Below are 12,675 nucleotides of genomic sequence, written 5' to 3'. Positions count from 1 at the left end.
GTGCGGCCCGCCGGGATGCAGCGCGCGCTGCCCGGCAGTTCGGTTTCAGCCTAGTACAGGTACCGCCGGGCCTTCCCGGCGGTACCAGCCGGCGGACAACCCCTGCGGCGGCACGCAGCCCCTGTCCGGGAGTGCGCCGGTCAGCGGACTGCCACCCGGATCCTGTTGCGCCACGGATCCTCGAACCGGAGTTCGGCTCCGGTGTGGTGGGCGGCAACACCGGCAACCTTGAGCCGGTCGGCGAGGGCGCCGACGTCGTCCCCCGACGGCACTTCGATGAGGACCTCACCCAGGCCGAGGGTGTCCTTGCGCGGCCCCGCGCCGCGGCTGTTCCATACGTTCATTGCCATGTGGTGGTGGTAGCGGCCCGCCGAGACGAACAGGGCCTGGCCGTGCCAGCCTGCGGTCTTTTCGAAGCCGAGGGTCCCCACGTAGAAGTCGCGGGCGGTCTGGACGTCGCCCACCTGGAGGTGCACATGGCCCACGCCCGCAACGGTTCCCCGCTGGCGTTCCAGGGACTCCTCAGTGAGGTGCTGCTCCAAATAGCGCTGCGGCGGAAGGGCCAGGCTGTCCATCACCACGTCAGTGCCGTTCCAGGACCAACTGCTGCGCGGCCGGTCCCAGTAGAGTTCGATCCCGTTGCCTTCGGGGTCGGTGAAGTAGAAGGCCTCGCTGACAAGGTGGTCTGCGCTGCCGGTGAAGGAACGGGGTTCAAACTGCGCGGCCGTGGCGATGGTCGCGGCCAGGTCTGCCTGGTTCTCGAACAGCAGCGCGGTATGGAAGAGGCCGGCCTCTCCCCGGCCCGGAAGCGTCAGGCCCGGAGCGGGAGCCAGGTGCACCAGCGGTTTCTGCAGCCGGCCGAGGTAGAGCCCGCCGTCCTGCTCCGCGACGACCTCCAGGCCGAGGGCCCGCTGGTAGTAATCGGTCATGACCTTCATGTCGCCCACCTTGAGCATCACGGTGCCCATGGCGAGGTCGGCAGGAAGGAGATCCTGGCGGGCGGCTGCGTCGGTCATTTGAAGGCTCCTTGTATTGGAGGCCGTCCCGTCGGCGGCCTGTCACATATCTAAATTACTTGAAGCTTCAATTTATTCCAAGTGGGGGCCCAAATAACTCAGCGGATGATGCGGCCGCCCAGCACCACGTGTTCCAGCTCCCTGATCGTTTCCGGGTTGGTCCGCGGGTCTTCGCGGCACACCACGACGTCGGCCCGCGCGCCTTCCTCCAGGTTGTCCGCTCCCAGCCACGTGCGGGCCGCCCAGCAGGCGGCATCCAGGGCCGCAGGCATGGGCAGGCCGGCCCCGTGCAGGGCGAGGATCTCATCTGCGATCCTCCCGTGGCGGACCACGCTGCCTGCGTCCGTCCCGGCAAAGATGCGTACGCCGGCGGAATGGGCCTCCGCCACCCGTTCCAGCCTGCGTTCCCACAGGGCACGCATGTGGGCGGCGTAGCGCGGAAACTTGGCGTCTGCCTGCTCCGCTATGTCAGGAAAGGTAGCGATGTTGATGAGGGTGGGCACGATCGGCACGCCCTGCTCCACGAACCGGGGCAGGTGGCGGGGCAGCAGCCCCGTGGCGTGCTCAATGCAGTCAATGCCGGCGTCCAGCATCTTGTCCAGGGTGTCCTCGGCGAAGCAATGCGCCGTGACCCGGGCACCTTCATCATGGGCAGCCTGGACAGCGTCACGGACGACGGCGGCAGGAAAGGAGGGCGCGAGGTCGTCGGCGCTCCGGTCGATCCAGTCGCCCACCAGTTTGACCCAGCCGTCGCCGTCGCGTGCTTGCTTCCGCACGGCCTCCACGAGCCCGTCGGGTTCGACCTCCGCCGCAAAGCCGCGCAGGTAGCGGCGCGTCCGGGCCACATGCCGTCCTGCACGGATCAGCACCGGAAAGTCCCGGCCGCCCTGCATCCAGCGGGTATCGGCAGGTGAGCCGGCGTCGCGGACCAGCAGGGTTCCGGCGTTGAGGTCAGCCAGCGCCTGTTCCCGTGCAAGGGCGGGTTCGACCGGGCCGGCTGGGCCCAGTCCGATGTGGCAGTGGGCGTCAGCGAATCCCGGCAGCACCCAGCCGTCGAGCTCCCGCGCCGGAGGGGCAGCGGGCCGGCTGAACGTGAGGCTGCCGTCCACCGACCAGAGTCCATGGCGTACCCCGTCCGGGGCGGTCAGGACGGGTCCGCGAAAGTGAATGATGTCTGCCATCGGGCTTCCTTTCGATGCCCGGTCAGGCTAGCACCCGCAAATGTGACGCCGCCCTTCCGGGGGCGTGTGGTAGCTTACATCTTGACCACACGGGTGCCCCTGCAGGGGCTGAGATCGGGCTGACGCAGCCTGCGACCGTTGAACCTGTCCGGGTAATGCCGGCGAAGGAAGTGAGTATTCCTTGAGTACACAAAATGCACAGCTGAACCCTGCCCAAGACCGTCCGGCCGCGGGAGCAGCCGGCAACCAGCCAACGGTGACCCAGTCCCTGAAATCCCATTCACTGGCCTACCTTGAGGATGCCGGCACGGGGATCAGGGTCCCGGTGACGGAGATTGCGCTGGAAGCTTCCCCGAACGGGACGCCGAACAGGCCGTTCCGGACCTACCGGACGGCAGGACCTGGCAGCGATCCCGTCGTCGGCCTCCCAGCCTTCCGGACGGACTGGATCGAAGCACGCGGAGACACCGAGGCGTACAGCGGCAGGGAACGGAACCTGCTCGACGACGGCCGCTCGGCTGTCCGCCGCGGCGCCGCCAGCGCCGAGTGGAAGGGAGCGCGCCCCGTGCCCCGCCGCGCCGTCGACGGCAGGACCGTGACGCAGATGCACTATGCGCGGCAGGGCGTGATCACCCCGGAGATGCGCTTCGTGGCGCTGCGCGAGAACTGCGATGTTGAACTGGTCCGCAGCGAGCTGGCCGCGGGCCGCGCCATCATCCCCAGCAACATCAACCACCCCGAGTCCGAGCCGATGATTATCGGCAAGGCCTTCCTGGTGAAGATCAACGCCAACATCGGCAACTCGGCCGTGACCAGTTCCATCGCGGAGGAGGTGGACAAACTGCAGTGGGCAACGCAGTGGGGCGCCGACACCGTCATGGACCTTTCCACCGGCGATGACATCCACACCACCCGCGAATGGATCCTCCGCAACTCCCCCGTCCCCATCGGCACCGTCCCCATCTACCAGGCCCTCGAGAAGGTCAACGGGGAAGCCAATGCCCTTACCTGGGAGATCTTCCGCGACACCGTCATTGAACAGTGCGAGCAGGGTGTGGACTACATGACCATCCACGCCGGCGTCCTGCTGCGTTACGTGCCCCTGACAGCCAACCGGGTGACAGGCATCGTGTCCCGCGGCGGTTCGATCATGGCAGGCTGGTGCTTGGCCCACCACCAGGAGAACTTCCTCTACACGCACTTCGATGAGCTGTGCGAAATCTTCGCGAAGTACGACGTCGCCTTCTCCCTGGGTGACGGGCTGCGGCCAGGGGCGACGGCGGATGCCAACGACGCTGCCCAGTTCGCCGAACTGGACACACTGGCTGAGCTGACGGCGTGCGCCTGGGAATTCGACGTGCAGGTGATGGTGGAAGGTCCGGGGCACATCCCGTTCCACCTGGTCCGCGAGAACGTAGAGCGCCAGCAGGAGCTGTGCAAGGGTGCGCCGTTCTACACACTCGGGCCCCTGGTTACCGACGTTGCACCGGGCTACGACCACATCACCTCGGCCATCGGTGCCACGGAGATCGCACGCTACGGCACCGCCATGCTCTGCTACGTCACCCCGAAGGAACACCTGGGGCTGCCCAACAAGGACGACGTCAAGACCGGGGTGATCACCTACAAGATCGCCGCACACGCGGCAGACCTTGCCAAGGGCCACCCGGGGGCGCACGAGCGCGATGATGCGCTGTCCAAGGCACGCTTCGAATTCCGCTGGCGCGACCAGTTCGCGCTGTCCCTGGACCCGGTCACGGCGGAAGCATTCCATGATGAGACCCTGCCCGCAGAACCTGCCAAGACCGCGCACTTCTGTTCCATGTGCGGTCCCAAGTTCTGCTCCATGAGGATCAGCCAGGACATCCGGGACGAATTTGGCTCGGCGGAGTCGCAGGCGGCCCTGGCGGCGGCGGCCGCGGGGATGAAGGGGAAAAGCGAGGAATTCCGGGCAGCCGGCGGCAAGGTGTACCTGCCGGAGCCCCGTGTTGCCGCCGGAAGCTAGGGCGTCAGGAGGCGCGTGCCCGGACCCGGCTGGCATCGCCGATGAACGAGCGGATGATGCGGTCCCCCTCTACTGAATCCTGGGGCCGGTGCCCTCCCGCCGCAGTGCGGTGGAGGGCGCCGGTCTCCCGGAGGTAGCCCGCGATCTCTTCGTAGAGCGGCTCCCAGCCGCCCGTGAGGACGAGCGTAGGCACGCCCGGCACGATGTGCAGCGGAGCTTCCCACGACGGCACCTGCAGCCGGAGCCGCCGCGCGGACCGCTTCTCTTCCACGGTGACCGGGTGCTGCAGGTCCGTGGCGTAGACCCGGCGCACGAATTCCCGCTGGAAGTCCTCGTCGCCGAGTTGGTGCCGGACGTCCAGGAGCGGCTTCATCAGCGCAATGTGCGCCGCCGTCGCCGGCAGTTCCGCGGTCAGCGACAGGCAGGCCGGCTCCACCAGCGTCAGCGAGTAGACAAGGTCGGGGCGTTCGACGGCGGCCATCATCGCTGCGACGGCGCCTTGGGCATGTGCCACGACGTGCCCGCCGACGGCGCCCCTGCCGTCGTCGGCCAGTGACCGCAGCAGGATCCCCGCGTCCTCTTCGAAGGATGATTCCACCGGCTCTGCCACGGGATCGTAGCCGTGGCGGCGCAGGAACAGTGCGTCGTAGGACAGTGCCAGGCCATGCTGGCGGGGCCAGGCCGCGGCGCCGAAGCTGCCCGCGCCGTGCACGAACACTACCCTCTGCTTGAACATGAGCCAACCCTATTCCACAGCCCCGACATCCCAACTAAGTAGCGCCAAGTGTCGTTATGAACCGTCAAAACGACACTTGGCGCTACTTAGTTGGGCCAGGCGTGCTTACTTGCCGAGGAACTTGTCGAAGCCCTTGGGCAGGTTCAGCTGGGACGGATCGAAGTCGCCCGGCTGCTGGCCGAAGGCGGCGCCGGTCGGCAGAGCCTTGGCCGCGTTGGCCCGGCGGGCCTCGGCGTCCTTCCGCTCCTGGGCAGCCTTGGCGGGGTTGCCGGACTTCGCCTTCTTCTTGGGGGCGTTCTTGGCGTTCTTCCGCGCCCCGCCGCCGGCACCCGGCATGCCTGGCATCCCGGGCATGCCCGGCATGCCGCCCTGGGCCATCTTCTTCATCATCTTCTGGGCCTGGGCGAAGCGCTCCAGGAGGCCGTTGACCTCGGAGACGTGGACGCCGGAGCCGCGGGCAATACGGGCGCGGCGGGAGCCGTTGATGATCTTGGGCGCAACACGCTCGTGCGGGGTCATGGACCGGACGATGGCCTCGACGCGGTCGATCTCGCGTTCGTCGAACTGCTCCAGCTGCTGGCGGATGTTCTGCGCACCCGGCATCATCATGAGCATTTTCTTCATCGAGCCCATGTTGCGGATCTGCTGCATCTGGGCCAGGAAGTCCTCAAGGGTGAAGTCTTCCTGGTCGGCGAATTTCTTCGCCATCCGGGCGGCTTCGTCCTTGTCCCAGGATTTCTCCGCCTGCTCAATCAGCGTCAGGACGTCACCCATGTCCAGGATGCGCGACGCCATCCGGTCCGGGTGGAACAGCTCGAAGTCGTCAAGGCCTTCGCCGGTGGAGGCGAACATGACGGGCTTGCCGGTGACGGACGCCACCGAGAGCGCGGCACCGCCGCGGGCGTCGCCGTCGAGCTTGGAGAGCACGATGCCCGTGAAGTTGACGCCCTCATCGAAGGCGAGCGCCGTGTTCACGGCGTCCTGGCCGATCATGGAGTCGATGACGAAGAGGACTTCGTTGGGCACGATGGCGCGGCGGATCTGGCGCGCCTGCTCCATCATGTCGGCGTCGACACCGAGCCGGCCGGCGGTGTCCACGATGACGACGTCGTGCAGCTTCTGGCGGGCTTCCTCCACACCGGCGCGGGCAACGGCCACGGGGTCGCCGGCAGGGTGCTCGAGTTCGGAGGACGTGGCTCCCGGGTGCGGCGCGAACACCGGCACCTTGGCGCGCTGGCCCACCACCTGGAGCTGGGTGACCGCGTTGGGGCGCTGCAGGTCGCATGCCACCAGCATGGGGCTGTGGCCCTGGGCCTTCAGCCACTTGGACAGCTTGCCGGCGAGGGTGGTCTTACCGGCACCCTGGAGGCCGGCCAGCATGATGATGGTGGGGCCGTTCTTGGCGAGGCGGATCCGGCGGGTTTCACCGCCGAGGATCTCCACCAGTTCTTCGTTGACGATCTTGACGATCTGCTGGCTCGGGTTCAGCGCACCGGACACCTCGGAACCCAGGGCGCGTTCCCGTACCCGGCCGGTGAATTCACGGACAACTGGAACGGCAACGTCGGCATCCAGGAGGGCACGGCGGATCTCGCGGACTGTGGCATCGACGTCGGCCTCGGAGAGCCTGCCTTTACCCCGCAGATTCTTAAAGGTTGCTGTCAACCGGTCAGAGAGTGAATTGAACACGCGACGTGCACTTCTTTCTGTGGATGATCAAAGGCTATGAATAATCAAAGGCTGTGGATGATCGGGACTCGACTATCTAGGGTACCAAGTCGGACCCCCAAGGTGGCATGCTGGCAAAATGACGAGCCAAGCATCTGTGAAAACCCTCCTCATCCTCGGCGCTTCCGGGGACCTGACCGGCCGGCTGCTCCTGCCGGGCCTGGCGCGCCTGGTGGCGAAGGGCCACGCCACGGATCTCCGGCTCGTCGGTGCCGGGTCAGATCCCTGGACGCCGGAACAGTGGCGGGAAAGGGTTCACACCTCCTTCGAAGCAGCAGCCGGGCCCGCAGGTCCCGAGGGAAAGGACGCCCTGCAGTCCCTTGAAAAGGAGACGGTCTACCACCAGCTGGATGTCACCGCCGACGGCGCCCTGGCCTCGCTCCTTGCCGCGCTGGACGGCCCAACGGCCGTCTATTTCGCCCTCCCGCCCAAGATCAGCCAGCTCGCCTGTGAAGCGCTCAGGCCCGACCAGGTTCCGGCCGGCACGCGGTTGGTGATGGAAAAACCCTTCGGCTCCAGCGAGGAGTCTGCCCGGTCGCTCAACCAGACACTGGTCCGGCTGGTCCCGGAAGACCACATCCACCGGGTGGACCATTTCCTGGGCAAGGCCACCGTGCTGAACATCCTGGGCCTGCGGTTCGCCAACAACTTCCTGGAACCCGTCTGGGACCGCCACCACGTGGAAAAAGTGGAAATCATCTTTGACGAGGACCTCGCGCTGGAGGGACGCGCCCGTTATTACGACGGCGCCGGCGCGCTCCGGGACATGATCCAGAGCCACCTCCTGCAGATCATGGCGCTGATGGCCATCGAACCGCCGGCCACGATCGGCGAACGGGACCTGCGCGACGCCATTTCCACGGTCCTGCGCGCCAGCAGCGTCCCGGAGCCCTACGCCGGTTCCAGCCGCAGGGCGCGCTACACGGCGGGTGAACTGGCGGGGAAGGAGGTCCCGGACTACGCGCGGGAGGACGGTGTGGACGCGGCACGCGGCACCGAGACCCTGGCCGAGATCCAGGTGAACATCGACAACTGGCGCTGGAAGGGCGTCCCCTTCATCCTCCGTTCCGGCAAGGCGCTGGGCGTTAAGCGCAAGGAAGCCGTGGTCACGTTCCGCCCGGTGCCCCACCTTCCCCGCGGTTTTACCGGCGTTGACTCGCCGAACAAGCTAAGGATCGGCTTCGGGCCGGACACCCTGGCGTTCGACGTCGATGTCAATGGTCCCGGCAACATCTTCAGCCTGGGCCGCATCACCCTCGGCGCGGAACTGAGCGCTTCGGACCTCCTCCCCTACGGTGAAGTCCTGGAAGGCGTCCTCGCGGGCGACCCGTTGCTTTCCGTCCGCGGCGACACCGCGGAAGAATGCTGGCGCATTGTTGAGCCTGTGCTCAAGGCCTGGCAGCAGGATTCTGTCCCGTTGGAAGAGTACGACGCCGGATCGGCCGGCCCCGCGGGCTGGCCGGGCACGGTGCCGGGAGACTAAGGCCAGCTTCCGCCGCAGCTGCATCCACGCTGGCGGCAGGGTATCGGACAGCACAGCGGAGCGGGCAGGAAAACCTTCCGGTTTTCCTGCCCGCTCCGTTTTTTAGTTTTAGTGCTTTGCCGGCCTAGATTGCCGCAACGCCCCGTTCACCGGTGCGGACCCGCACCGCCTCCGAGACATCCACGGTCCAGACCTTGCCGTCGCCGGCCCGGCCGGTGTTTGAGCTGGCGATGATGACATCCAGGATGTCGTCTGCCTGCTCGTCGGTGGCGAGGACCTCCACCCGGATCTTGGGCAGCAGGTCCACGTTGTACTCCGCGCCGCGGTAGACCTCGGTGTAGCCGCGCTGCCGGCCGTAGCCGCTCGCCGCGCTGACCGTCAGGCCCTGTACGCCGTAGGCCTCCAGCCCCTCACGGATGGCCTCGAGCTTTTCCGGCCGGACGATCGCAGTAATCAGTTTCATGCCCCCACGCTTTCCTTACCTGTTGCTGATTCGGTCTTCACGGCGCCTGAAGTCTGTGCCGCGTCCGGCTGGGTCTTGCCGGTGATCATGTCGTGCAGGGGCTGGAAACTTCCGCCGTGTCCCCCGACGCCGAACTCGTAGGCGGTCTCGGCGTGCAGGCTGAGGTCCACGCCCACCGTTTCCTGTTCCTGCGAGACACGGAAGCCCATGGTCTTGTGGATGGCCAGGGCGATGATCGCCGTCAGGATGGCGGAGTAGGCGATGGCGATGCCGGCCGCTGCGAGCTGCGCCCACATCTGGGTCATGCCGCCGCCGTAGAAGAGGCCGCCGCCCACGCCGTCGGTGGGCAGTGCAATGAAGCCCAGGGCCACGGTGCCGATGATGCCGGACACAAGGTGGACACCGACAACGTCCAGTGAGTCATCGAAGCCCCAGCGGAACTTCAGTCCCACCGCGAGGGCGGAAGCCACGCCGGCCACGATGCCCAGGCCGAGGGCACCGACGGGGCTCACGTTGGCGCAGGCCGGGGTGATGGCGACAAGGCCGGCAACAACACCGGAGGCGGCACCCAGGGAGGTGGGGTGGCCGTCGCGGATGCGCTCGGTGACCAGCCAGCCGAGCATCGCGGCAGCCGGGGCGGCAAGGGTGTTCACCCAGATGAGGCCGCCCTGCTCAGCGGTGGTGGCGGCACCGCCGTTGAAGCCGAACCAGCCGAACCAGAGGATGGCTGCGCCGAGCATAACGAACGGGATGTTGTGCGGGCGGTGGTTCGGGTCCTTGCCGAAGCCCTTGCGGTTGCCGATGATGAGGACCAGGACCAGGGCTGCAACACCCGCGTTGATGTGGACCACGGTGCCGCCGGCGAAGTCGATGGCCGGGCCGAGGGCCTGGCCCACCGCACCTTCAGGACCGAACAGTCCGCCGCCCCACACCATGAAGGCCAGCGGGCAGTAGACAAGCGTGACCCAGACGGGCACGAAGACAGACCAGGCGCCGAACTTGGCGCGGTCAGCGATGGCGCCGCTGATGAGTGCGACGGTGATGATGGCGAAGGTGGCGGCGTAGCCGACCTTGATCAGTCCGTCCGGGGTGTCGATGCCCTCAAGGCCGAACGTGGCAAACGGGTTGCCCACAATCTGGAAGAAGCCCTCGCCGGAGCTCATGGAGGCGCCCCAGAGGACCCAGACAACGCCAACCATGCCGATGGAGATGAAGCTCATCATCATCATGTTCAGCGCGGCCTTGGCCCGGGTCATGCCGCCGTAGAAAAATGCCAGACCCGGTGTCATGAACAGCACAAGCGCCGCCGACACCATGATCCATACGTGACCTGCGGTAAGTTCCATGGTGCACGCCTCTCTTATCGATTTGGTCGAAATTGCGGAGATGATCCGCCTGCCAACGCCTTTTGCGTCCTGTAACGAGTGTGTCGGCGCTGTGTTTCGGCCGCGGAGGTTTTTTATTGCGGGGCTGTTACAACAACCTCTAGGAAGTAAATGGTGCATATCTGGCTTGTTACGGTTATGTTTCACCTCTCCCGCCGACGCCCCTCGGACAAGTACGCAAGGACCCCTCGACCATGACGGCAGAACCCCGCGTGAGCCGCGCCACAGCGCGGATTTTTTCCCTGCTGCGTCCCGGCAGGCAAAAGCTGCCGCGCGACATCAAGGTGATGCTGGCCGCGGCCTTCCTTATTGCCCTTGGATTCGGTCTTGTTGCGCCCGTGTTGCCACAGTTCGCCACAACCTTCGGCGTGGGAAATACCGAAGCTTCGGTGATCGTGGCGATCTTCGCGTTCATGCGGCTGGTCTTCGCGCCCGCCGGCGGTGCCCTCATCGGCCGGATCGGCGAACGGCCCGTCTACGTCATGGGCCTGCTGATCGTCGCCGCCTCCACCGCTGCCTGCGCGTTCGCCCAGGACTATTGGCAGCTCCTGCTCTTCCGCGGGCTTGGCGGGGCCGGATCGGTAATGTTCACGGTCGCTTCGATGGCGCTGGTGGTGCGGCTTGCGCCGCCGGAGAGCAGGGGCCGCGTTTCCGGCGCCTACGCGTCCGCCTTCCTCATCGGAAATGTGTGCGGCCCGATCGTCGGCGGGCTGCTGGCCGGCTTCGGCCTGCGCGTTCCCTTCCTGGCGTACGCGGCCGCACTGGTGATGGCCGCCGTCGTGGTCCAGACACAGCTCAGCCACCAGCGCCGGGGCGGCGGGGACGGGCAGGACCGCGCACCGGACATGCCCCTGGGCGAAGCGCTTGCCATGGGCACCTACCGGACCGCCGTGCTGTCCAGCTTCGTGAACGGCTGGGCGACTTTTGGGGTCCGGATGGCCACTGTTCCGCTCTTCGCGGTGGCGGCCCTCGGAGCCGGACCCGAGGCGGCCGGGTTTGCACTGGCAGTCTTTGCTGCCGGGAACGCCGCAGCCCTTACCTTCTCGGGCCGGCTGGCTGACACCCTGGGCCGCAAACCCATGATGATTGCCGGACTGATTGTTGCCGGGGCCGCCACCGCTGCCATCGGTTTTACGTCCGGGCTGGGCTGGTTCCTTGCGGCATCGGCCCTGGCCGGGGCCGGCTCCGGCCTCTTCGGCCCGGCCCAGCAGGCCGCCGTCGCGGACGTGATCGGCAACGGCCGGTCCGGGGGCAAGGTCCTGGCCGTATATCAGATGACGTCCGACGTCGGCGCGATCGTTGGGCCCGTCCTGGCAGGTGTGCTGGCCGACCGGCTGGGCTACGGCTGGGCTTTCGGGGTGACCGGCGGCATCATGCTCGTGGCCGCGGTGGCCTGGGCCGCCACCCGGGAAACCCTGCGGACAGCCCGGCCCTGAGTCCTCCGGGCCAGTTCAGCAGCGGGCTAGTTCAGCAGCGCGTCCACAAAGGCCTCTGCGTCGAAGGGGGCGAGGTCGTCCGCCCCCTCACCCAGGCCGATCAGTTTGACCGGGACTCCGAGGGTCTTTTGGATGGCGACGACGATGCCGCCCTTGGCGGTTCCGTCCAGCTTGGTCAGGACAATGCCCGTGATGTTCACGACCTCCGAGAAGACGCGGGCCTGGTTCAGGCCGTTCTGGCCGGTAGTAGCATCCAGCACCAGGAGGACCTCGTCCACCTCGGCCAGTTTCTCAATGACGCGCTTGACCTTGCCCAGTTCGTCCATGAGGCCCACTTTGTTCTGCAGCCTGCCGGCAGTGTCGATCATGACCACGTCCACTTCCTGGTCGATGCCGGCCTTGACTGCCTCGTAGGCAACGGAGGCAGGATCGGCGCCGTCGATGTCCGACTTCACAGTGGGAACGCCAACCCGCTGGCCCCACGTGGCCAGCTGTTCGGCGGCCGCGGCGCGGAAGGTGTCCGCAGCGCCGAGGAGGACATCCTTGTCCTCCTCAACCAGGACGCGGGCGAGCTTGCCCACGGTGGTGGTCTTTCCCACGCCGTTGACGCCCACCACCATCATGACGGCCGGCTTGTCCGCGTGGCGCTGGACGTTGAGGGAGCGGTCCATGGTGGGGTCCACGAGCTTGATGAGTTCTTCGCGGAGCAGCTCTTTGACCTGCTCGGGGGTCCGGGTGCCCAGGACCTTGACCCGTTCACGGAGGGCGTCCACGAGCTGCATGGTGGGTTCGGTGCCCAGGTCCGCCAGGAGGAGGGTCTCCTCCACCTCGTCCCACACGTTCTCGTCGATCTTGTCGCTTGAGAGCAGCGCCAGGAGTCCCTTGCCCATGATGTTGTTGGACCGGACCAGGCGCTCGCGCAGGCGGACCAGCCGGCCCGCCACGGGAAGCGGAGTCTCAACCGGAATGACCTCCAGCCCCGCGGCGTTATCCGGGACCTCAGCGGTTTCCAGCCCCTCCAGCTCCACCGGGCCCGGGGCCGTACGGTCCGCAACCGCGCCGGGCCTGTCCTCAACGGCAGTGCTCCCGCCCTGCGGCAGTACGGGGTCGTTGGCACCGCGTGTGCCAGGGTACCGGGTGATGTTCTTCCGGGTCTTCATCAGGACCGGAATCAGCCCGCCGATAACCACCAGGGCAGCAAGAATGGACAGGATTATGGGAAGGATGTCATTCACTCCCCTA

10 protein-coding genes and 1 riboswitch are annotated in these 12,675 nt (G+C 66.8%); of the genes, 3 read left to right on the top strand and 7 right to left on the bottom strand.

Annotated elements, in window-relative coordinates; genetic code table 11:
- Window positions 1-140: 140 nt before the first annotated feature.
- Window positions 141-1,016, bottom strand: a complete 876-nt coding sequence (locus GK109_RS18070; RefSeq protein ID WP_157241911.1) for a VOC family protein — start codon at window positions 1,014-1,016, stop codon at window positions 141-143.
- Between the two features lie 98 nt (window positions 1,017-1,114).
- Window positions 1,115-2,197 (bottom strand): amidohydrolase family protein, encoded by a 1,083-nt coding sequence (locus GK109_RS18065; protein WP_157241910.1) that lies wholly within the window; start codon window positions 2,195-2,197, stop codon window positions 1,115-1,117.
- Window positions 2,198-2,276: 79 nt separating this feature from the next.
- Window positions 2,277-2,384: riboswitch (TPP riboswitch) on the top strand.
- Between GK109_RS18065 and thiC the strand changes: the two genes are divergently transcribed.
- Window positions 2,379-4,202, top strand: a complete 1,824-nt coding sequence (gene thiC, locus GK109_RS18060; RefSeq protein ID WP_157241909.1) for a phosphomethylpyrimidine synthase ThiC — start codon at window positions 2,379-2,381, stop codon at window positions 4,200-4,202. Its footprint overlaps the riboswitch before it by 6 nt.
- 4 nt (window positions 4,203-4,206) lie before the next feature.
- Here thiC and GK109_RS18055 read toward each other — a convergent pair whose 3' ends face one another.
- Both GK109_RS18055 and ffh read right to left on the bottom strand, forming a co-directional pair.
- Window positions 4,207-4,938 carry an alpha/beta fold hydrolase gene (locus GK109_RS18055; protein WP_157241908.1) on the bottom strand — a complete coding sequence of 244 codons (732 nt, stop codon included), beginning with the start codon at window positions 4,936-4,938 and terminating at the stop codon, window positions 4,207-4,209.
- A 105-nt stretch (window positions 4,939-5,043) separates the two neighbouring features.
- A complete protein-coding gene (gene ffh / locus GK109_RS18050; protein WP_321213795.1) occupies window positions 5,044-6,627 on the bottom strand; it encodes a signal recognition particle protein in 1,584 nt (527 codons plus the stop codon).
- Between the two features lie 118 nt (window positions 6,628-6,745).
- On the opposite strand from ffh, the gene GK109_RS18045 reads away from it, so the two are divergent.
- The gene (locus tag GK109_RS18045) at window positions 6,746-8,149 is read left to right on the top strand and encodes a glucose-6-phosphate dehydrogenase (RefSeq protein WP_157241906.1); all 1,404 of its coding nucleotides are present in this window, start codon (window positions 6,746-6,748) and stop codon (window positions 8,147-8,149) included.
- A 124-nt stretch (window positions 8,150-8,273) separates the two neighbouring features.
- Here the strand turns inward: GK109_RS18045 and GK109_RS18040 are convergent, their stop codons facing one another.
- On the bottom strand, window positions 8,274-8,612 hold the full coding sequence (locus tag GK109_RS18040) for a P-II family nitrogen regulator (RefSeq protein WP_013601408.1): 339 nt from the start codon (window positions 8,610-8,612) through the stop codon (window positions 8,274-8,276).
- Window positions 8,609-9,958, bottom strand: a complete 1,350-nt coding sequence (locus GK109_RS18035; protein WP_157241905.1) for an ammonium transporter — start codon at window positions 9,956-9,958, stop codon at window positions 8,609-8,611. Before GK109_RS18035 ends, GK109_RS18040 begins: the two co-directional genes overlap by 4 nt.
- Window positions 9,959-10,191: 233 nt before the next feature.
- Between GK109_RS18035 and GK109_RS18030 the strand changes: the two genes are divergently transcribed.
- Window positions 10,192-11,433, top strand: coding sequence for an MFS transporter (locus GK109_RS18030; RefSeq protein WP_157241904.1), 1,242 nt, complete (start codon window positions 10,192-10,194; stop codon window positions 11,431-11,433).
- Between the two features lie 26 nt (window positions 11,434-11,459).
- On the opposite strand, the gene ftsY is transcribed toward GK109_RS18030, so the two are convergent.
- The gene (gene ftsY, locus GK109_RS18025) at window positions 11,460-12,668 is read right to left on the bottom strand and encodes a signal recognition particle-docking protein FtsY (RefSeq protein WP_370460680.1); all 1,209 of its coding nucleotides are present in this window, start codon (window positions 12,666-12,668) and stop codon (window positions 11,460-11,462) included.
- Window positions 12,669-12,675 lie beyond the last annotated feature (7 nt).

Source organism: Pseudarthrobacter sp. GA104 (assembly GCF_009741265.1).
Classification (GTDB): domain Bacteria; phylum Actinomycetota; class Actinomycetes; order Actinomycetales; family Micrococcaceae; genus Arthrobacter.
Note: the sequence above shows the minus strand (reverse complement) of the source record. Positions and strands in the feature narration are given on the sequence as shown.

Excerpts from the sequence above, each read along its gene's own strand:
- GK109_RS18070 (WP_157241911.1), bottom strand. The coding sequence starts at position 1,016 with ATGACCGACGCAGCCGCCCGCCAGGATCTCCTTCCTGCCGACCTCGCC.
- GK109_RS18055 (WP_157241908.1), bottom strand. The coding sequence starts at position 4,938 with ATGTTCAAGCAGAGGGTAGTGTTCGTGCACGGCGCGGGCAGCTTCGGC.
- GK109_RS18040 (WP_013601408.1), bottom strand. The coding sequence starts at position 8,612 with ATGAAACTGATTACTGCGATCGTCCGGCCGGAAAAGCTCGAGGCCATC.
- GK109_RS18045 (WP_157241906.1), top strand. The coding sequence starts at position 6,746 with ATGACGAGCCAAGCATCTGTGAAAACCCTCCTCATCCTCGGCGCTTCC.
- GK109_RS18030 (WP_157241904.1), top strand. The coding sequence starts at position 10,192 with ATGACGGCAGAACCCCGCGTGAGCCGCGCCACAGCGCGGATTTTTTCC.
- GK109_RS18065 (WP_157241910.1), bottom strand. The coding sequence starts at position 2,197 with ATGGCAGACATCATTCACTTTCGCGGACCCGTCCTGACCGCCCCGGAC.
- GK109_RS18035 (WP_157241905.1), bottom strand. The coding sequence starts at position 9,958 with ATGGAACTTACCGCAGGTCACGTATGGATCATGGTGTCGGCGGCGCTT.